This window comes from Cellulomonas biazotea (assembly GCF_004306155.1).
Taxonomy (GTDB): domain Bacteria; phylum Actinomycetota; class Actinomycetes; order Actinomycetales; family Cellulomonadaceae; genus Cellulomonas; species Cellulomonas biazotea.
Genome location: NZ_BIMR01000012.1, coordinates 26,025 through 45,834 on the forward strand (window position 1 = coordinate 26,025; position 19,810 = coordinate 45,834).

The window sequence follows — 19,810 nt, forward strand, 5'->3', positions numbered from 1 at the left end:
TCACCTCCCCATGGCGTTCGACCGCGCAACGGCGGGACGGCGCACAGCCTTGGCTGGCGACGCGGCGTTGATGTGGAGCTCGAGGGTCGTACTCCAACCTTCGTCGGGCGTGCCCGATTCGGCTGCTTCGGCGCACAGGCCTCGCCAAGACTCGTCGTTCACCCCGTCTGCGGTTCTCCGGGTCGCGTCGTGCTCCGCCATGAGGCCCTCGACCCGTTCGAGAATCTCGATGCCGTCTGCATCGAGACCGACGCGGAAACGGGGAGCCGGCGTCGCGTCCTGCTCTTCAACGACTCGCTCGATCCATGCCCGGGCTCTTGCAAGCAGGCGCATGGACGCGTCAGGTCCGTGGATCCCGTTCACCAGTCCTCGGACGACGCCCGTCGGGCGCGATGTCAGAGCCGTGATGCGGTCGAGAGCGATGAAGATCCCGCCGCTCTCGGGCGACGCCGCGATGTCCCGAACGGATGTCGCATTGAGGCCGCAGGCGTGCAGCCGTTCCGTCCACCTGGCGCGCGCGGCGTCGGCGTAGATGGTGCGGATGATCGGTTCGAGTCGTCGCACCGACGTCGACTCTGCCTCGCGAAGGGCGATCGTGGCCGTCGCCGACCGTTCCGCGCCACTGGTCGCGAGGATGCACTCGAGAATCTCGTGCGCGTCGCCAGCGGCATGGGGATCCGGCAGCTCGTCGCACTCGGGGTTCACGGGATCGACCGAGATGTAGAGGCGATTGCTGCGCCTTCCCCGCGTCATTGCGACGTACAGGTTCTCTCGCGTCATGCCGGGGTGGACCAGGACGTGGGCGAGGTCGACGGTGATCCCCTGCGCGCGATGTGTCGTCGTCGCGTAGGCGAGGTCGACGTTGTCCGTCGCGTATTCGGCCGGCAGCGTCACTGACCGTGCCTCGTCAGAGCCCGCAGTCCCGACGACGCCTCGCCTCGCCAGCGCAGTCCTCGCCGCCACGACGACGAGGTGGCCGTCGGCCCCCACGGCCTTCACGTCCCACAGGTCGCCGTTCCTGACGTGGCCGTGCGCGGCGCGCAACCCGCGGTCGTTGAGGCGGGTCACCACGCGGTCTCCGACGCAGATCATCGTGCCGCTCTTGGTGGTCACACCGTCCCGCGCGACGAGGCCCTCCTGCACCCGGTCGTTGTGGGCGCGTGTGTTCAGCGCCGCGACCGTCGCCGCGTCGGGCGCCAGCAGGATCGTCGTCGCACCCGACGCCACGTCCGCCGACCACGCGGCATACGCCTCTTCGAGCATCGACTCGGCCGGTCCGGCGCGCAGCCGCCCTGCGTCCTCGTACTCGTCCAGCACGCGCGCGTCGCCGGCTCGCAGCCGGATGGTCGCCCGCGCCTCCCACTCCTCCGCGAACCGCCACAGCGTGCGCAGCTGCGCTCCCCCGGTCGTGTCGACGATCAGTCCGAAGGCACCACCGGCGTCGACAGCGGAGAGCTGCTGGTGATCGCCGACAAGCAGCACCTTGCCGCGGGCCCGGGCGACCTGGTCGACGAGCTCCCGCAGCATGAGCGTCCCGGCGAGCGACGCCTCGTCGACGATGACCAGCTGACCATCGCTGATCTGCCACCGTCGCGCCTCGCGAGTCAGGCTCATCAGCGCTGTGTCGACCAGCCGCAGCCGTCGTATGTCGCCGCCAATCGCCGACCTCCCGTCGATCAGTCGCTGGATGACGGCGCGGCGCTGCTCGCCGCCCAAACCCGTCGTCTCATGACGCCATTTGGCGGTGTTCTCGCACGCGATGCCCAGCGCTCCCGCGAGGTTTGCTGCCGCAGAGGCGGAGGGCGCCAGGCCGATCACCGATCCGTGCCCGTGCTGCCGTTCCCACACGTGGCGAAGGGCGGCGAGGGCGGTCGTCTTGCCCGACCCCGCCGGTCCCACCAGGACGTCCACCAACCTCCCCGAGGAGGAGATCGAGGCGACTGCGGCGAGCTGGTCTGACGCCAGCTCGAGCGCGTCGTCAACGCGCATCATGCGTGACGTCGGCGCCGACGTGTCGGCGGCTGCGGCGAGGAGCGCGTGCTCAGCATCGAGGATGACCATGTCGGTGTAGGTGTGCTCACCAGGGCGCTCGAACACGCTCGAGCCGTCCTGGCGCGCGTAGCGTCCGGATGACGGGAACGCTGGCGCGGCCTCGAGGCTGACGCACCGCCGCAGGGCGGCGTCGCACACGTCGTCGACGATCCGCAACCGGTCTTCCACACTCGCGGAGATGAGCGGCTTGGTGACGCGGAGCGCCTCGGCCATCACGTTCCACCGGGTCCACGTCGCGCGCCGCTCGCGCACGCCGTTCAGCACGTGCGTCGCAAGGACGTCCACCACAGGCGGAGCGAGGTCGGACCGGCGGACGGGTCGCGCCGATGACGCGCCGATGACGCGGGAGGTCAGCTGCTCAGGCGTCTCCCCCGTCACCTCGCTCGCCCGGCGCCTCCATCGCTCGACGAGCCGTCCCAGCGCGCGCACCTTTTTCGCTGGCCGGGTCGCCCGAGCGACCTGCTGACGCAGCCGGAGGATCTCGATCCGGTTCGGCGCGCGTCCGTGCGTCGCCGCGAAGTCCGCGACCTCGGTCGTCATCGCCGCGTCGATCTGAGTCGACCGCTGCGAGAACGCCGCCATGAGCTCGTCTGTGACGCCGTCGAGCTCGAACGCGGGCGTCCGCCTCGGCCCGCGGGAGCGCCAGTTCCACCGCACGGGCAGGCTTCTCGCCAGCTCGTCGACCAGAAGGGCCTCGTACAGCTCGCTGATCGTGACGACCGCGTGGTGCAGTGCCCGCGAGTCGAGCGAGCGCCACGCACCGTCGAGCCCTTGGACTTTGTTGGCCACCACCAGGTGGGTGTGGAGGTTCGGGTCGCCGGCCCGTGAGTCCCAGTGGTCGAACGCCGCGGCGACGGCACCTCCGATCGGCTCCTGCCGGCATCCTGCGGCACCGGTCCTCGTGAAGAGCGCACGGTCCTCGAGGAATTGCAGCGACACGCCCACGGCTCGCCGGTGGGCCGCGTAGACCGCGGCCTGAGTCGTCCCGTCGGCGACTGCCCAGAGGGTGGAGACCGACTTCATGACCGTGAACGTGAGGTCGAAGCCGGCGATGCAGGGCGACGTCTCCTTCGCGAGCTCCACCTTCGTGATCGCGTCCACCGCCCGCTGCCTCGCCTCCGCGGTGAGATCGCCGGGAAGCGCGCGCACCTGGGCGGCGACGCGGTCGGCCGGCGAGGTCGCTGGGGTGTAGCGGCGGCCGAGCGGTGCGCCCGTCGACGGGTCAAGACCACGGCTGTAGAGCCGCGCCATGGCCACCTCTGTCACCACTGTCCCAGGTCGTACTGCGGCATCCTGCGGGGTGCTGGGTGCGGGGCCGCCACCCAGCGCGGCGAGCCCACGCCCCAGCCAGCGGCCGGGTGGGTTTCCGGAGGCGGCGTAGTAGGCAGCCATCGGCGACGGTCCGTGCCGCTCGCAGTCCCCGGTGGCGATGTGCCGGAGCAGGTAGCGGTAGCCCGCGCCTGCGGTGAGCCGGTGCAGCGTCATGACCACGACAGCGCCGCCGTGCTCACGGTCCGGTTCCGATCGCCCACACTTCCGGGAGTGCGGGTTGGCGGCCAAACACCCGACGTGACTCACGCGGCCAGCCCTAGTGCCAGACGAGTCAGGGCCTAGTAGACCCGTTGGCCGGCTGGCGGGCTGGCATCCGGCGACGCCGCGGGCGGGCGGATCACTCGGCCGGCGGAATCTCCGGCTGCGATCGGTCGATCTGAAGCGGCCGCAGCGCCGCAGGCTGCTCGGCGACGCCCGGGCCACCCTTCTCGAGCCACCGCTCGAGCTCATGGGTGAGTTCGTCTCCTGCGAGACGTTCGAACCACACCGGTCGGCCCGAAGCGCGTCGGCCCACGGCGCTCGGTCGCGCGACGACGACGTCGCCGCGCTCACACTCGTCGAGGCACTCCGACAACGTGAGGTCGGCAAGCCCGCGACTGCGCAGCGCCTCGAGCCGCGCGAGCTGCCCGCCTTCCAGCGGGTCGTGGACACCCAGGGTCTCGCCGGCGCACAGGCTGCAGGCGGTCAGCCCTGGACGCGATGCAGGGCGCGGAGGGGTGGTCGAGCGATCGGGCACTTGATCAACGGTACCGACGTTCTGCAGGGCCTCGATCGATGAGCGGTCCGATCCGCATGAAGGTTCGATCAAGGTCCACGGGCGATCCCCTTGAGCCGGGCCGATCCGGGACCTTCGGTGCGGTTCGTGGCAGGACCGGTCCTCGTACGGTCGTCGCGCCCTGGACCGACCTCGATCCGGAGGGCAGGCGGGTCGAGCAGGTCGCGACCGCGCGAGTGGTGACCGAGAGGAGCAGCAGGTGCAGATCGTGGTGTGCGTCAAGCACGTCCCCGACGTCCAGTCGGACAGGAGGTTCACGGAGGACGGCCGCGTCGACCGGGACCAGGACGCCGGCACGCTGAACGAGTTGGACGAGTACGCGCTCGAGGCAGCGCTCGTCCTCGTCGAGGCGCACGGCGGAGAGGTCACCGTCCTGACGATGGGACCAGCTCGGGCCGAGGACGCGGTTCGTCGGGGGCTGCAGGTCGGTGCCGACCACGGCGTCCATGTTCGCGACGAGACACTCGAGGGATCCGACGTCTTCGCGACCGCACGCGTGCTCGCGTCGGCTGTCCGCCGCGTCGGTGAACGAGCGCCTGTCGACCTCGTACTCACGGGAACGTCGTCGTTGGACGGTCAGATGGCCGTGCTGCCGGCGCTGCTCGGCGCCGAGCTCGGCTGGCCGACGGCGCCCCTCGCGGCGCGGATCGACGTCGCAGGCGCGAGCCTCGAGGTTCATCGTCACCTCGAGGACGCCGAGGAGACGCTGGTGGCACCGCTTCCCGCCGTCGTCAGCATCACGGACCGGGCGAACGAGCCGAGGTACCCGAACTTCAAGGGAATCCAGGCCGCGCGGAAGAAGTCCGTCGAGCTCTGGACGCTCGCCGACCTCGCGATCGCTCCGAACGAGGTCGGGCGGTCCGGCGCCCGGACGCGCGTTGCGACCAGCACGCTCCGCCGCGGGACGGCCGCGTGCTGCTGACCGACACGGGCGATGCCGGGGTGCGCATTGCCGACTTCCTCGCCGCCCACCAACTCATCTGATGGGGACAACCATGACCACGCAGCCTGACCCGGTGCTCGTTCTCGTCGACCACGACCACGGAGGGGTCGCGCCGTCGGCCTGGGAGATCCTGGCCGTGGCTCGTCACCTCGGGCCGGTCCACGCTGTTCTTGTCGGTGCCGGCCCTGAAGGGGCGCTCGAGGAGCTCGCCGCCTACGGCGTCGCGGCCGCGCACCTCGTCGAGGCGCCAGCTGACGTGGCGCTTCTCGCACCGACCGTCGCGCGCTCGCTGACCAGGGTTGCCGCGTCCGCGGACGCGACGACCGTCGTACTGGCGGCGAGTCCGCGGAACGCCGAGATCGCCGCGCTCGCCGCCCGCGAGCTCGGTGCCGGACTCCTCCTCGACGCGCGGTCCCTTGGCCGTGGCGCCGACGGTCGCCTGGTGACCGAACAGCTCGCGTTCGCGTCCATGTGGTCCGTCGTCGCGGAGTCGCTCGCTGAGCGCTGTGTCGTCACGCTGCGCCCGGAGCCGTCACATGTGCTTGCGCACGACGCTCGTACAGAGCCCTCGATTCGTCGGCATCGGTTGCCCGAGGGCGATGAACTGCGTGGGCTGCGCCTGAGCTCTCGGACCTCGAGCATAGCGGCGGAGGGTCCGAAGCTCTCCAGCGCCCGGGTCGTCGTCGCGGGCGGCCGTGGTACCGGCGGCGACTTCGGGCCGCTGCGGGAGCTCGCCGCCGCACTCGGAGGCGCGGTGGGCTCGACGCGTGTCGCCACGGATGAAGGGTGGATAGCCGCCGACACCCAGATCGGGCAGACCGGTGCAACCGTGAGCCCGGCGCTCTACGTCGGAGCTGGCGTCTCGGGAGCCGTCCACCACCGCGGTGGCATGCAGTCGGCGGGCGTCGTGGTCGCCATCAACAACGATCCCGACGCACCGATCTTCGAGATCGCCGACTTCGGGGTCGTGGGCGACCTGTTCGAGGTCGTCCCGCAGCTGACGGCGGAGGTGCTGCGCCGTCGATCGTGAGAGGCAGGCAGCCTTGACCCGACCTCAGGAGCACCGTGATCCCTCCTCAACCCGACAAGAGCAGGATCGAGCCGGGACGGATCGACGGAGGAGGCCACATGGACGTCGAAGTCCTCGTGCGCGCGCTCGCCGAACGACGCCGGCTCGCGCACCGGGATCGGTGGTCGCGTGAACAGGTCCGCGTCTACCGCCAAGCGCGGTTGGCGGAGCTGCGCCGGTGGGCAGTGACCCGGTCGACGTTCTACGAGCGCCACCATGCAGGGCTCGTCGACGCACCGCTGTCGGAGTTGCCTCCCGTCACGAAGCCCATGCTGATGGACGCGTTCGATGACGTCCTCACCACGCGAGACATGACGCTCGCAGCCATCGAGGAACGTCTCCGGCGCCTGAGCGACTCGAGCGGCGACCCCGGCGCGCGCTGGCGCCGCCGCTGGCGCACAGCCGCTACCGCGGGGACGACAGGTGTGCGCGCCGTCTTGGTCTGGAACGAGCGGGAGTGGGCGACCGTGCTGGCGTCCTACGCACGGGCGACCGTCTGGGCGGGTACCCCCACGGGCCTGCGCCCGGTTCGAATGGCGGTGGTGAGCTCGCGCAACCCCACCCACCAGAGCGCGGTGGTCGCAGCGTCGGCCCATTCGCCTTTGATCCGCTCGCTGCGGCTGGACGCGACGGCACCGTTGAGCGAGACCGTCAGCGCTCTCAACGCCTTCGCCCCCGAGGTGCTGGTCGGCTATTCCTCAGCGCTGCGGCCGCTCGCACTCGCGCAGATCGAAGGGTCCTTGCACATCCGGCCTCGGGCGGTCATGTCTGCCTCCGAGGTCTTGAGCGAGAGCGCGGCACGGGTCATGACGACCGCGTGGACCAGGGCGCCGTTCGATGTCTACGCCGCCACGGAGACGGCTGGCATCGCCTCGACGTGCGAGCACGGCCGGCGCCACCTGTACGACGACCTCGTCATCGTCGAGCCGGTCGATGCCGCAGGGGCGCCGGTTCCCATGGGAACTACCGGAGCGCGACTTCTGGTGACGGTGCTCTTCTCACGCACCGTGCCGCTGATCAGGTACGAGCTGTCCGACCGTGTGGCGATCGGCTCCGGTGACTGCCCGTGCGGGCGGCCGTACCGGCTGCTCGAGACCCTCGAAGGCCGCGCCGAGGACGCATTGAGCGCGGCCGGACGGACTCACGCCGGCGACCTCACGGGGCTGCTGAGGAACGTGGTGGAGCAGTTCCCCGTCGACATGTGGCAGCTCGCTGAGACGGCACCGGACGAGATCCGAGTCCTCGTCGTGCCCCACGGCGGCGACGCGCTCGTCGTGGACGAGATACGACGACGCCTCGAGGCACGCCCGGAGCTGCACGGCCATCGGGTTCGGGTCGACGAGGTGGCGACACTGCCGCGAACACCGCTCGGGAAGGCGCCGCTGCGCCGCTCACCTCCCGGGCGGTGATCGCCTGGCACGCGGCCGCTCAGCCGTGGTGATCGCCTTCGCCGTGTCCGTGCCCGGCGTCGTCACCCTCGTCGCCCGCCGCGTCGGCCGAGTAGTCCGGCACGTCTACCGCGGTCTCGGCAGAGGCCCCCGTGACCGTCACCGGGGAGAACGAGATCCCGTTCGGCATGTCCCCGACCGTGATCGTCGCCGTCACCGCGAGGTTCGTGAGGTCTAGCACCGAGACCGTGTCGGCGTAGAGATTGGTCACCCAGGCCCGACTCCCGCTCGGGTCGACGACGACACCGTGCGGCCCCGCTCCCGTTGTCACCGTCCCGCTCACGGTCATGGTCGCCACGTCGATGATCGACACCGTGTCGCCGGGTGCGTCGGCGGTGCCCTGGTCGGCGGAGAGCAGCCGGGCACCGTCCGGCGTGAGGTAGAGCTGCACGGGGGGCGTGGGGACGGTGACCTTCTGGACGACCTCGTGGCGGACGAGGTCGACCTTCGCCACGGCGCTCTCCCCGGCGAGGCTGACGTACGCGAACGCGCCGTCGTCGGAGACGGCGACCTGCACGGGCGAGCTGCCCACCGCGATGGTCGTCGTGCGTGTCAGGTTCCGCGGGTCGACGACGTCGATCGTGCCCGCCGTCGTTCCGGCGACGACGAGCGCTGCCCCGTCACGGCTCGGCCGCAGACCGTGTGGGCCCGCGCTGAGGGCGACCGTGCCGGTCGAGCTCGCGGTGGTGGCGTCGTACCGAGCGAGAGTGTCTTCGCCCGAGTTGGTCACGTAGACCGACGATCCGTCCGGACCTACGACCACGTGAGCAGGGCTCGCGCCTGTAGCGGCGGTCATGAGGAGCCGCGAGGTCACGCCGTCAAGTGCGACGAGCGCGTTGTTGTGACCGCTGACCGCCCACACGGTCGCCCCGTCGGGGCTGGCCTGGACGTTGTGCGGGCTCGGGATTCCGGTGACCGTGGTCAGGACCTCCCCGGTCGCAGCGTCGATCGCCGAGAGGCTGCCGGCACCCTCGTTCGCAACCCAGACCGTGCCCGACACCCCGGGATCCGCTGTCCGCGAGAGGGTAGGCACGGGTGAGTCCAGGCCGGCAGGGATCGCGGTCGCCGCGCCGCACGCCGCTAGGAGGAGAGGGCTCACGGCGAGCAGCGCGGTCTTGCGTCGACGGGTCCAGGTCCACATGAGTGCTCTCCACGGTCGGGTGTCGGGTTCCGCACCACTGTTGGCGACCGACCCCGCACGCACCCCGGTTATCCCATGAAGAATCCGTGGATATCCGCTCGACGGCTCATCCGTCGCCGAGCGGCGCGAACCCCGCGGCGAGGTCGCGCGACTCGAGGGCGCCACCCTGGGTGATGGCGACGACGCGGAGCGAGCCGTCCGACTCTCGCACCGCAGCGAGAGCAGAAGGCGGAGCTTCGAGCTCCGCCTTCTGCTCCCACCTGGCCCCGCGGTCCTCGCTCACCGCGACGACCCCGTCCGGGGTCACCCCGACCACCGTGTCGTCATCGGCCCACGCGACCACCTGCAGTAGCGGCGCGTCGGCGAGCTTCTCCCACTGCGCCCCGCCGTCCGTGGACCGCACTGGGCCGGACTCGCTGGTGACCACGAGAGTTGCGCCGTCGGGCGAGACGTCCATCGCGAAGGGCGGGACCGGAACGGAGAGCGGACGCCACGTCGTGCCGTCGCTCGTGCTCTCCAGGCGTGAGCCGTCGAACGCGACGACGCCCTCTTGCGATGCGGTCATCGCGTGGAAGTCGGACACCCCCTGTCGGGAGAGCGGCTGCCACGTCTCCCCGGCGTCGGTCGACTCGATGAGCCCCACCGGGTTCGGGAGGTCAACTCCCGCGCCCGGGTGGCCGGAGGCGTAGAAGTGCCCAGGGCCGGCCGCGGTGAAGCCCATGAGGTCGATGACCGGGCCGACGCGCGTCCACGTCGAGCCGTCGCGCAGGAACAGTCCTTCGTGTGTCGCGAGGTAGACGCGACCGTCGGCCGCGTCGATCGCGACACCGTGCACATGCTCACCGGGCAGTGCCGAGCCCGAGCTTCCGTCGTCGTCGTGTGAGTGGGCGTGCCCGTCGCTCGCAGTGGCCACCGGCGCCGCCGATGTCGGTTGACCGTCGGCGTCGGAGCAGGCGGTCAGGAGGGTCGCAGCGACGAGCGCGGTCAGAGCCGCCACGGCGCGGCGGGGCATGCGGTTCATGGGGTCGTCCTGATCGATGGCGGAACGAGATGCGCAGGTCACGTCGCGGCCCGCGCATGACCAGCCTCACCCGAGCCGCTGGCGAGCGGCGCCGCGATTTGCTCAAGGTTTGATGAAGTCGCCTCCCCCAGCGTGCGCAGTGAACGCCGTCTAGGCCCTTGGTCTCGTTCTATGAAGATCCGGTTGAGTTTCGGGTCGGCGGGGTCGGCGAAGACGGACGCTCGTCTAGCCTCGACTTGCCGGTGCACCGCCGGCACGTCCTCGGTGGGCGCCGAACCCTGCCGACCCCGAGGCCGCACATCGAGCACGAGAGGCAGGGACGGGGGACCCAGGAGTGCGGGCACCACGGTGCCCTCGGGGTGAAGCCACGATGTGGCCGGGAGACTTCCGCCCGAACCCGACAGCTAACCTCGCAGGCGTTCGGGAGGTTCTTCTATGCCCGCTCGCTCCGCGAGTTCCCGCCACCGCGCGGCCCGTCGTCCACGCACGGCCCTCGACGACCTGGTGATCCGTTCCACCGACAGCATGAACGAAGCCGGTCGACGCTCCGTCGCCGTCGCTGCCGCCTCCGGCCTCGCCCTCGGGCTCGCTGCCGCACCGACGTACGCCAACCACCCGCGCGAGTCTGCCCAGTCGATCGGCGGAGTTGACACGGACGCCGCCACGGCGGCCGCCCGCGCCCTCATCGGTGCGCGGGTCGTCACGGCGCCGGCTGAGGCGACGTGGACGTTCGACGCTCCCGTCGTCACCGCGGTCGCCCCACCTCCGGCCCCGGCTCCGGCCGAGACCCGGGCGACGGCGTCCAGCCGTTCCCAGGAGCGCCGCGCCACCACCCCCGCCGCTGCACCGGCGGCCGTGGCCCCTGCCGTGGAGGTGCCGGCGAGCGCGTCCGGGAGTGCGGTGGTCGAGATCGCGATGCGGTACATCGGCGTGCCGTACGTGTCGGGCGGCACGACTCCCGCTGGCTTCGACTGCTCGGGTTTCACGTCGTACGTCTACGCGCAGGTCGGCATCAACCTCCCGCGGACGTCGAGCCAGCAGCGCTACGCAGGGACGGTCGTGTCCCGTGCCGACGCGCAGCCGGGCGACCTGATCTGGTCCCCGGGGCACGTCGCGATCTACGCGGGCGGCGACATGCAGGTGGACTCCCCGCGTCCTGGCAAGACAATCCAGCTGCGCGAGATCTGGCAGTCCAGCCCCACCTTCATCCGCCTGGGCTGACGGCCGCCCGGCGGGCGACCAGCGGCACCGACCGGCGCGACCGTCTGCCAGGACGGCTGAGACGACGAGAGGGCCGGCCATCGCACCCGCGGTGGCCGGCCCTCGTCGTGCGCTGACTAGATGTCGCTCAGCAGGTTCGTCATCTCCGTGATCTCGGCCGTCTGCGCGTCGATGATCGTGCGGGCGAGCGCGAGCGCGTCGGCGTTCTCGCCGTCCTCGAGCTGCTGCTCGGACATCTCGATGGCGCCCTTGTGGTGCTCGATCATGAGCTCGAGGAAGCGCCGGTCGAAGTCCGCTCCGGACAGGGCTTCGAGGTCCGCCATCGCGCCCTCCTGGTCCATGCCGTCCATGTCCATGCCGCCATGGTCCATGCCGCCGTGCCCCATCTCGTCCGGACCCGGCTCGCCCCACGTCTCGAGCCACCCGGTCATCTGCTCGATCTCGGGTCCCTGGGCGGCAGAGATCCGCTCCCCGAGGGCGACGACCTCAGGTCGTTCGCCGCGTTCGACGGCGAGCTCCGCCATCTCGATCGCGCCCTCGTGGTGGACGATCATCATCTGCGCGAACTGGGCGTCGGCGTCGTTGTGCCCCTCGGTCTGGGAGGTCTCGGCGGTGGTCGGCGACTCGCCGGCGCCGGTGCCTTCGGAGGCGTCGCCGCCGGAGCATGCGGCGAGCGTGAGGGCAAGGGTCGTGGCGGCCGCTGCGGCTACCAGGCGGCGGCGTGCGGTCGTGGTCATGGGGATCTCCTGAACCTCGGGACGGTGCGGTCGGTGCGGACCTAGGCGGCAGGCGTCTGCGAACAGCATCCGCTCGCGGCGGGTTCGGTCGAGCTGCAGCACTGCTGAGGCTCGGTGGTGGTGCTCTCCGGTTCGGTGACGTCGTTCTGCTGGCAGCAGGACATGCGCTTCTCCTTTATGGTGGTGGTGGATCGGAACGGGTCAGAGGTGGCGTCGGACCTCGGTGAGCAGGTCGTCGGGCGCGAGCCACATCGACGGGTAGTCGCCCTGCCACACCTGCTGGCCCTCGGCGTCGACGAGGACGAAGCCGTGCCCCGGAAGGCCCTCGTGCATGCCGGTGCCGAGCGTGCCGTACGCCTCGGAGACGGTGCCGTCGTCGAGGAGGAACGGTGACTCCACTCCTAGACGCTCGCGGTCGGCGTTGATCTGGTCGGCCGTGTTCATGACGATCGGCAGGACGGTGATCCCGGCCTCGGCGAAGTCGGCGTCCTTCTCGATCTCGGCCATCTGCTGCAGGCACGAGTCGCAGCCGGCCCCTTCGTTGAAGTAGAGGACCACGGGCTCGCCACGGTAGTCGGCCAGCGACACCTCGGAGCCGTCGGACGTGGGCAGCGTGAAGGGCGGTGCCGCACGGACCTCGCTCGAGGCCGTCGGTCGGGATGACAGCAGCCCGGCGGTGACCAGGACACCGACCACGACGGCACCCACGCCCCACAGCACCCAGGTCCGCAGCCTCGCGCGTCGTTCGGCCCGCTGCTCTGCCGCACGGGCTCGCGCAGCTGCGAGCTCGCGCTCCTCACGCCGTCGTGCGGCGGTTCCGGACGTCATCGTGTGGTCCCTTCCGTCGTAGGTGCCGCCGACTCATGGCAGGTCGGCTCGTGCGGGACGGTGTCCGCGTCGTGAGCCGTGAACCGCTCCGCCTCGAGGGTCGCGCCACCCGCGCTCGAGGTCCGGGCACGGCGGCCCACCAACGCGCCCCAGACGAACGCCCCGGCGAGCGCGAGGAGCCCGATGCCCAGCACGACCTCGGGGACGGGAGCCAGCCAGCTCTGCACGGCGCCGAACGTCCGCGTCAGGACACGGCTGGCGGCGTCCTGTGCCGACGTCCCACCGGTCATGTCCTCGCTCGCGGCGAGCGCGATGACGAGCAGCCCCATGATCGCGAAGGCGATCGCCACGGCGACGTTGATCGTGTTCGTCACGAGCGTGAACCGGCCAGCGTGCAGCCGGACGACCCGCGCACGCAGCAGCCGCCGCTCCCCCAGCCGCGCGCGGTCCCACAGGAGCGCCATGACGAAGAGCGGGAACACCATCCCGAAGACGTACGCGAGGCCGAGAGCGAACCCACCGGCCAACGACCCGGAGAGGGCGGACAGCGTCATGACGCCCGCGAGGACCGGCGCGCAGCACGAGGAGGCGATGCCCGAGAAGACGCCCAGGGCGAAGAAGCTGGCCGTGTCCCCCCGTGCGGTGTCGGGTGCCCGGACGAACGACGGCAACGACCACATGCGCCCGGACAAGGCGAGCGCCGCCAGCGCCAGCATGAGCACTCCCCCGGCCCAGTACAACGGCGCGTGGTAGCGCGCGATCGCTCCGGCGAGCGCGCTCACGCCCAGCGTGATCGGCACGAGCACCGCAGCGAGCCCGGCGGCGAAGACGAACGTCAGCGGCAGCAGGCGCCAGCGAGCGTTCTTGACCGCCCCCGCGAGGTAGGACGGTGCGAGGAAAACGATGCAGCACGGCGCGAAGAGCGCGACGCCGCCGGCGAAGAACGCGGCCAGGATGCTGCCGGTCGCGAGGAGCTCCGTACCCATCAGGCCTGTGCCCTTTTCAGCGCGTGGGGGCGTGCGGTGAGCGTGCGCTCCAGCTTTCGGCGGGGCAGCCGCCCGGCGGAGAAGTACACGCCGTCGACCAGGACGAGAGGCGCGAGCGGCGGCCGGTGCCGTGCCACGAGCTCGCGGCCCGCGTCGGACTCGGCCTGGACAGTGTCGACGACGATCGGATGGTCCTTCGCCAGCTCGGCGAGCACAGCCTTCGCGTCGTCGCACAGGTGGCACGCCTGCGCCTGGACGACGGTGATCCGTACGGGTGGACGGACGTGGACCGGCACGGGGGCTCCTCGGCTCGTTCTGGAGGGTCCAGCGTCACCCCGCCGCCTCGAAGGGCCGCTCGCCGTTCGATCAAGGTTTCGTGAAGTCCCGGGACACCGCGCGTCAGTCCCGGAAGATGGAGCCATGACACCCGCACCCGCACCCGCACCGGTCGCCGCGCGACGAGCCGTCGTCGTCGACGACGAGGTTGCGCTGGCTAGGCTCGTCGGTGGGTACCTCGAGCGCGAGGGGTTCGAGGTGACGCTCTGCCACGACGGCGCCCAGGCTGTGGAGGTCGCCCGCGAGGTCGACCCCGACATCGTGATCCTCGACCTCGGTCTTCCTGGCGTCGACGGCGTCGAGGTGTGCCGGAAGATGCGTACCTTCTCCGACTGCTACGTGCTCATGCTCACCGCGCGAGCTGAGGAGGTGGACACGCTCATCGGGTTGTCCGTCGGTGCCGACGACTACGTCACGAAGCCTTTCAGCCCGCGCGAGCTCATGGCGCGCGTGAACGTGCTGCTGCGTCGTCCGCGGCAGTCCAGCGCCCCCCCTCCGCCTGCACCGCCTGCGCTGCAGGTCGGTCCCCTCAGGGTCGACGTCGACGCCCGCGAGACGCACCTGGACGGTCGCCGGATCGACCTGACACGGACCGAGTTCGACATCCTGACCGCGCTCGCGTCGCGTCCAAGCATCGTGTTGTCGCGACGAGCGCTGATCGACGCCGTGTGGGGTCCGGGGTGGGTCGGCGACGACCACCTCGTCGACGTGCACGTCCTCCACGTGCGGCAGAAGCTTGGCGACACCGCCAAGGAGCAGCGCTTCGTCCGCACGGTCCGCGGCGTCGGGTACCGGATAGGCACCGGCGAGTGACGTCATCCACGCGCCGGTTCGGCCTGGCGTCACGGCTCCTGGTCGCGATCGCGATCGTGCTGGCGACCGCGGCCGCCACGGCATGGGTCGTCGTCGCGGCGGTAGGACCAGCGGTGTTCCACGAGCACCTCACGCGGGCAGGTATCTCCGACCACGCGATGGCGGACATGCACGTCGAGGAGGCTTTCAGGTCGGCCACCACGGTGGCCTCCGCCATCGCCCTCGTCGCCGCGGGCGTGGCGGCGGCGGCGGTGAGCCTGGTCCTGACCCGACGGATCGGCGGGTCCCTGTCAGCGGTGTCGACCGCCGCTACCTCACTCGGTGCCGGGCACTACGACGTGCGCGTCCCGTCGCCCGGCCTCGGCGCCGAGTTCGACGACCTCTCCGAGTCCTTCAACCGGCTCGCCGACCGGCTCGAGGAGGCGCAGCGGCTCCGAGGACGGCTTCTCGCGGACCTCGCGCACGAAGTCCGGACGCCGGTCGCCACCATCAAGGGCTACCTCGAAGCGGTCGAGGATGGCGTCCAGCCGCTCGACCAGACCACCATTGCCGTCCTGCAGGAACAGGCCGACCGCCTGACCCGGCTGGCCGCCGACCTCGCCGCGGTCACACACGCCGAGGCGGGCGACGTCATCCTCGACGCCACGCCGACACAGCCCGGTGAGCTCGTCGACGCCGCCGTGAACGCTGCGCAGGAACGCGCGCTCGCCCGGGGCGTCGCCCTCAGAGGAATCGCCGAGCCCGGCCTCGCAGCCGTACTCGCTGACCGTCACCGCATGTCGCAGGTGATGGACAACCTCGTCACCAATGCGCTGCGCCACACGCCGAGCGGTGGCGAGATCGTCGTCCGAGCCGAACGCGAGGGTGACGGCATCCGCCTCGTCGTGACCGACACAGGCGCGGGTATCCCACCTGAGCATCTCGCGCACGTCTTCGACCGCTTCTACCGCGTCGGGACCGCACGAGACCGTGCGAGTGGTGGTTCAGGCATCGGCCTGGCCATCAGCAAGGCGCTCGTCGAGGCCCATGGCGGCTCCATCCGCGCGGCGAGCGCGGGAACCGATCGCGGTGCCACGTTCACCGTGACCCTGCCGGCGGCCTGACAGACGTCAGCGCCGGTGGTATGACCAGGGGCGCTCGGCGACCCTGCGTGGCCGCGTCGGGAAGAGGCGGGCGATCGCCCAGACGGCGACGGTGACCGCGACGAAGACGACAGGCACGACCACCCACACGCCGGGTGACGAGGCGACGTCGAGCATGGTGGGCACCCCCAGAGCCGCGACCGGACGGCCGCACGTCCTCGATGCTGCCGGGCTGGGATCAAGTCAGGGGTGATGGCACATGAAGACTCGCTCAAGCCCGGCGGATCGCCTCAGCGGGCGTACACCCAGTGCCACGGCTCTCGGGGTGTGTCTTCGACGAAGCCGTACGCGCCTGCGTTTGCGCGCAGCCATCCCACCGCACGGTCGGTAGGAGCGAGGTCGAGGGCCAGCCCCCAGCCGTGCGGGCTCGTCCCGGGCTCTGCAGCGAGGCCGCCCTGCGAGTACAGACCCTTGCGCGCGGCAACGTCGACCTGACCGTCGTAGGAGCGGTAGGAGTCGGTGATGTCGAGCCGCACACCGTCACGGGCTGCCGCAGCCAGCATTGTGTCGAAGGCCTGCGCGGCCGGTGCCCACAGGCGGTGCGACGTACCGCCGACGGTGGCGAGCGCGTCGGCGGGGATCCGGCCGTTGCCGTAGCGCGCCAGGTCGGGGGGGACTCCGTCGGCGTTGCGCGCGGTCGACGTGGCCGACGACGCCGTCACAGCGGACTCCAGCGCCGCCACGAAGGCCGTCGCGCTGCTGGAGCCGCTCCGTGCCGCCCGACTCGCCACCATGGTCGTCGGAGCGACGGCCTGCAGGCTGCTGCGGATCTCCGCCATGCGGTGAGCGATACCCACGATTGCGTCCACGAAGCACCTCTCCTCGTCTCGTCGATCGACCGAGAACGCCGAGACTTGAGGAACGTCAAGGGCGCAGCGGACCGCCGGACGCCGCTCTCAATCGAATCTTCATGGAAGCGCGGGAGTAGAAGAGCGGAGCCTCGCGTTACCGTGACATACCCCCTGGGGGTATTCGGCGGCGTCGGGCATGGCGCGGTCGCAGCAATGACTGGACGACGACTGAAGGGACACGGCGATGGATCACCAGACGGCCGTCCTCGAGGTCGGAGGGCTCCACTGGGCGACGTCGGCAGGATCGGTCGAGCGGGCGCTGTCGCGCCGGCCCGGCGTGATCGCGGTCGACGCTAACGCTGCGGCACAGACCGCCAGCGTGACCTTCGACCCGAGGCGTACCTCCGTGCCGCAGCTCACCGACTGGGTGCGCGAGTGCGGCTACCACTGCCGAGGTGAGTCCGTGCCGGAGCACGTGTGCGAGCCGATGTCGAGCGCCAGGGCGCCCCTCGAGGGCGTGACCGGAACGACGTCCGACCAGCAGCACCCTGCGGAGCACGGATCGACTGTGACGGAGCTCGGCCACGGGCACGGCCACGGTGCGCAGGTGATGCCGTCGCCGCATGACGCCATGGGGCACGGCGGTCACCACGGGGGCGGCTCCATCGCCGACATGGCGCGGGACATGCGCAACCGTTTTCTCGTCGCACTCGTGCTGTCGGTCCCGATCACGCTGTGGTCACCGATCGGCCGGGAGCTGATCGGGTTCACGGCACCCGCCCCGTTCGGGCTTCGCGACGACGTCTTCGCGCTGCTCCTGTCCCTGCCGGTCATCTTCTACTCCGCGTGGATCTTCTTCGACGGCGCCTACCGGGCCCTGCGTGCACGCGCGCTGGACATGATGGTGCTGGTTGCCGTCGGCGTCGGGACCGGCTGGCTCTACAGCCTCGGCGTGACGCTGACCGGTGGCGGGGAGGTCTTCTACGAGGCTGCGAGCGTGCTGGCCACCTTCGTCCTGCTGGGTCACTGGGTGGAGATGCGTGCGCGAGGCGGGGCGAACGACGCGGTCCGCACGCTGCTCGAGCTGGCGCCTGCTACCGCCGTCGTCGTCCGGGACGGCGTCGAGGTCGACGTGCCGACGAGCGACGTCCAGGTCGGGGACCTGCTGCTGATCCGGCCGGGGTCCAAGATCCCGGTCGACGGCGTGGTCGAGTCCGGCGAGTCCGAGGTGGACGAGTCGATGGTGACCGGGGAGAGCCTGCCGGTGGCGAAGGAAGTCGGCGAAGAGCTGATCGGTGCCTCGATCAACACGACCGGCGTCATGCGCGCCCGTGCGACGAAGGTCGGGGCAGACACCGCGCTGGCTCAGGTCGTGGCCCTCGTGCAGCAGGCGCAGAACTCTAGGGCGCCCGGGCAGCGGCTGGCCGACCGGGCCGCGTCCTGGCTCGTGCTCGTAGCGCTCGCCGGCGGAGCGGCGACGTTCCTCGTGTGGATCCTGGCGGGGGCGAGCGCGCCCACGGCGATGCTCTTCGCCATCACGGTCGTCGTCATCACCTGCCCCGACGCGCTCGGCCTCGCGACACCGACCGCGATCATGGTCGGCACCGGGCTGGGCGCCAAGCGCGGCATCCTGTTCAAGAACGCGTCCGCGCTGGAGGCCGCCGCGAGCATCGACACGGTGGTGCTCGACAAGACGGGGACTCTCACCGTCGGCCAGCCCGAGGTCACCGACGTCGTCATCGACGGCATCGACACAGAGGAGCTGCTCGCGCTCGTGCGCTCGGTCGAGCGGGAGTCGGAGCACCCCCTCGCCCGGGCCGTCGTCCGCTACGCGGAGGCCGAGGGTGCGCCCGAGGTGGCCGCGACAGGATTCGTCAACGTGCCCGGCCACGGTGCGACCGCGCAGGTCGGCGGCCGGCGCGTCGCCGTCGGGAACTACCGCCTCATGGTCGCCGAGAGCGTCACGCTCGGGTCACTCGACACGGAGCGGGACCGCCTCGCGGCGGCCGGTCGCACGGCGATCGTCGTGGCTGTCGATGGCCGGGCCGTCGCCGTCTTCGCCCTCGCCGACGCACCGCGGCCCACCGCTCCCGCAGCCGTCGCCGCGCTGCACGACGCGGGGACGCGCGTCGTGATGCTCACGGGCGACAACGAGTCGACCGCACGGCGTATCGCAGACGAGCTCGGGATCGACACGGTCATCGCGGAGGTCCTCCCCGGCGACAAGGCGGCGAAGGTCGCCGAGCTCCAGCACGCCGGCCGCCGTGTGGCCATGGTGGGCGACGGGGTCAACGACGCGCCTGCCCTCGCGACCGCCGACCTCGGCATCGCGATCGGTGCGGGGACCGACGTGGCCATCGAGACGGCCGACGTCGTCCTCATGCGGTCCGACCCGTTGGACGTCCCGGTGGCGTTGCGCCTCGGCCGGGGCACGGTGCGCAAGATGCGGCAGAACCTCGGTTGGGCGATCGGCTACAACGCCGTCGCGCTGCCGATCGCGGCAGGGGTGTTCTACCCCTCGCTCGGCCTGTCTCTGAGCCCGGAGATCGCCGCTCTCTCCATGTCCGGCTCATCCGTCATCGTCGCGGTGAACGCCTTGCTCCTGCGGCGGCTGCGCCTTCCGGGCGCGACCGCCGAGCCGAAGGCCTCGAAGCCCGACGCCCGGGTATCGGTGGAGCCGGCATCCGCGGGGCGGGCAGAGACGTGAACGCTCCAGCCCTCTTGACGGAGGCCGGTCGACGGTCCTCCACGGGCTCCCCCATCGTGCGGCGCACCCCGCCGCCCCGCGTCGTCCGACCGGTCGACGCACCGTTCCACCACAAGGAGTCGAGATGAGCACCACCACCTACGGGGTCACCGGGATGACGTGCGGGCACTGCGTGTCCTCGGTCACCGACGAGGTGAGCAAGCTCGCCGGAGTCAAGGACGTGACGATCGAGCTCGTCACCGGTGGCGAGTCCAAGCTGACGGTCGCCAGCGACGAGCCGCTCGATGTCGACGCCGTCCGCGCGGCCGTCGACGAGGCCGGCTACGCCCTGACCGGCGCGACGGCGTGAGTACCGCCGGTCGGCTCGCTGGGTTCGGCGCCCTGCTGGCCGCGTCACTCGGCCTCGGCCTCGGGCTCGGCGCGGTCCTCGGACCGCTCGAGCCCGGCGCCTCGGCGCCCACCGTCGAG

Annotated in this window: 18 protein-coding genes and 1 riboswitch; of the genes, 8 read left to right on the forward strand and 10 right to left on the reverse strand. The window is 71.2% G+C overall.

Translation table 11 applies throughout. The features are described from left to right. Complete coding sequence (gene mobF, locus CBZ_RS01005; RefSeq protein WP_165446597.1) at positions 1 to 3,537, reverse strand: MobF family relaxase; 3,537 nt, start codon at positions 3,535 to 3,537, stop codon at positions 1 to 3. Positions 3,538 to 3,721: 184 nt separating this feature from the next. Beyond that, positions 3,722 to 4,120: a hypothetical protein gene (locus CBZ_RS01010; protein WP_130779758.1), complete on the reverse strand. Its 399-nt coding sequence runs from the start codon at positions 4,118 to 4,120 to the stop codon at positions 3,722 to 3,724. 238 nt (positions 4,121 to 4,358) lie between these two features. On the opposite strand from CBZ_RS01010, the gene CBZ_RS01015 reads away from it, so the two are divergent. The 3 genes from CBZ_RS01015 (at position 4,359) to CBZ_RS01025 (ending at position 7,580) form a co-directional block, all read left to right on the forward strand. Continuing rightward, positions 4,359 to 5,081: an electron transfer flavoprotein subunit beta/FixA family protein gene (locus tag CBZ_RS01015; RefSeq protein ID WP_307720737.1), complete on the forward strand. Its 723-nt coding sequence runs from the start codon at positions 4,359 to 4,361 to the stop codon at positions 5,079 to 5,081. A gap of 73 nt (positions 5,082 to 5,154) precedes the next feature. Beyond that, positions 5,155 to 6,132 carry an electron transfer flavoprotein subunit alpha/FixB family protein gene (locus CBZ_RS01020; protein WP_130779759.1) on the forward strand — a complete coding sequence of 326 codons (978 nt, stop codon included), beginning with the start codon at positions 5,155 to 5,157 and terminating at the stop codon, positions 6,130 to 6,132. Positions 6,133 to 6,230: 98 nt separating this feature from the next. Beyond that, complete coding sequence (locus tag CBZ_RS01025) at positions 6,231 to 7,580, forward strand: phenylacetate--CoA ligase family protein (protein WP_130779760.1); 1,350 nt, start codon at positions 6,231 to 6,233, stop codon at positions 7,578 to 7,580. A gap of 19 nt (positions 7,581 to 7,599) precedes the next feature. Here the strand turns inward: CBZ_RS01025 and CBZ_RS01030 are convergent, their stop codons facing one another. Beyond that, positions 7,600 to 8,619 carry a YVTN family beta-propeller repeat protein gene (locus tag CBZ_RS01030; RefSeq protein ID WP_246012941.1) on the reverse strand — a complete coding sequence of 340 codons (1,020 nt, stop codon included), beginning with the start codon at positions 8,617 to 8,619 and terminating at the stop codon, positions 7,600 to 7,602. Positions 8,620 to 8,866: 247 nt separating this feature from the next. Beyond that, on the reverse strand, positions 8,867 to 9,595 hold the full coding sequence (locus CBZ_RS01035; RefSeq protein ID WP_246012943.1) for a F510_1955 family glycosylhydrolase: 729 nt from the start codon (positions 9,593 to 9,595) through the stop codon (positions 8,867 to 8,869). Between the two features lie 455 nt (positions 9,596 to 10,050). Further along, a riboswitch (cyclic di-AMP (ydaO/yuaA leader) is annotated at positions 10,051 to 10,215 on the forward strand. Between the two features lies 1 nt (position 10,216). On the opposite strand from CBZ_RS01035, the gene CBZ_RS01040 reads away from it, so the two are divergent. Continuing rightward, complete coding sequence (locus tag CBZ_RS01040; protein WP_130779763.1) at positions 10,217 to 11,002, forward strand: C40 family peptidase; 786 nt, start codon at positions 10,217 to 10,219, stop codon at positions 11,000 to 11,002. A 116-nt stretch (positions 11,003 to 11,118) separates the two neighbouring features. On the opposite strand, the gene CBZ_RS01045 is transcribed toward CBZ_RS01040, so the two are convergent. The 4 genes from CBZ_RS01045 to CBZ_RS01060 all read right to left on the reverse strand — a co-directional run bounded on the left by CBZ_RS01045 (position 11,119) and on the right by CBZ_RS01060 (position 13,849). Next, positions 11,119 to 11,739 (reverse strand): DUF305 domain-containing protein, encoded by a 621-nt coding sequence (locus CBZ_RS01045; protein ID WP_130779764.1) that lies wholly within the window; start codon positions 11,737 to 11,739, stop codon positions 11,119 to 11,121. Between the two features lie 201 nt (positions 11,740 to 11,940). After that, a complete protein-coding gene (locus CBZ_RS01050) occupies positions 11,941 to 12,567 on the reverse strand; it encodes a peroxiredoxin family protein (RefSeq protein WP_130779765.1) in 627 nt (208 codons plus the stop codon). Then, positions 12,564 to 13,553 (reverse strand): cytochrome c biogenesis CcdA family protein, encoded by a 990-nt coding sequence (locus CBZ_RS01055; RefSeq protein WP_130779766.1) that lies wholly within the window; start codon positions 13,551 to 13,553, stop codon positions 12,564 to 12,566. The genes CBZ_RS01050 and CBZ_RS01055 overlap by 4 nt, the downstream gene beginning before the upstream one ends. Further along, entirely contained in the window at positions 13,553 to 13,849 is a 297-nt protein-coding gene (locus CBZ_RS01060) for a thioredoxin domain-containing protein (RefSeq protein ID WP_130779767.1), read from the reverse strand. Before CBZ_RS01060 ends, CBZ_RS01055 begins: the two co-directional genes overlap by 1 nt. A 124-nt stretch (positions 13,850 to 13,973) precedes the next feature. Here CBZ_RS01060 and CBZ_RS01065 point away from each other — a divergent pair, with 124 nt between their 5' ends. Further along, positions 13,974 to 14,702, forward strand: a complete 729-nt coding sequence (locus tag CBZ_RS01065; protein WP_130779768.1) for a response regulator — start codon at positions 13,974 to 13,976, stop codon at positions 14,700 to 14,702. Continuing rightward, complete coding sequence (locus CBZ_RS01070) at positions 14,699 to 15,805, forward strand: HAMP domain-containing sensor histidine kinase (protein ID WP_130779769.1); 1,107 nt, start codon at positions 14,699 to 14,701, stop codon at positions 15,803 to 15,805. The genes CBZ_RS01065 and CBZ_RS01070 overlap by 4 nt, the downstream gene beginning before the upstream one ends. A 6-nt stretch (positions 15,806 to 15,811) precedes the next feature. On the opposite strand, the gene CBZ_RS20660 is transcribed toward CBZ_RS01070, so the two are convergent. Then, positions 15,812 to 15,961 carry a hypothetical protein gene (locus CBZ_RS20660; protein ID WP_165446598.1) on the reverse strand — a complete coding sequence of 50 codons (150 nt, stop codon included), beginning with the start codon at positions 15,959 to 15,961 and terminating at the stop codon, positions 15,812 to 15,814. A gap of 113 nt (positions 15,962 to 16,074) precedes the next feature. Then, positions 16,075 to 16,653, reverse strand: coding sequence for a M15 family metallopeptidase (locus CBZ_RS01075; protein WP_130779770.1), 579 nt, complete (start codon positions 16,651 to 16,653; stop codon positions 16,075 to 16,077). 226 nt (positions 16,654 to 16,879) lie between these two features. On the opposite strand from CBZ_RS01075, the gene CBZ_RS01080 reads away from it, so the two are divergent. Together CBZ_RS01080 and CBZ_RS01085 are read left to right on the forward strand one after the other, a co-directional pair. Then, positions 16,880 to 19,342, forward strand: a complete 2,463-nt coding sequence (locus CBZ_RS01080) for a heavy metal translocating P-type ATPase (RefSeq protein ID WP_130779771.1) — start codon at positions 16,880 to 16,882, stop codon at positions 19,340 to 19,342. A 124-nt stretch (positions 19,343 to 19,466) separates the two neighbouring features. Continuing rightward, the gene (locus CBZ_RS01085) at positions 19,467 to 19,691 is read left to right on the forward strand and encodes a heavy-metal-associated domain-containing protein (protein ID WP_130779772.1); all 225 of its coding nucleotides are present in this window, start codon (positions 19,467 to 19,469) and stop codon (positions 19,689 to 19,691) included. The last annotated feature ends 119 nt before the right edge of the window (positions 19,692 to 19,810 follow it).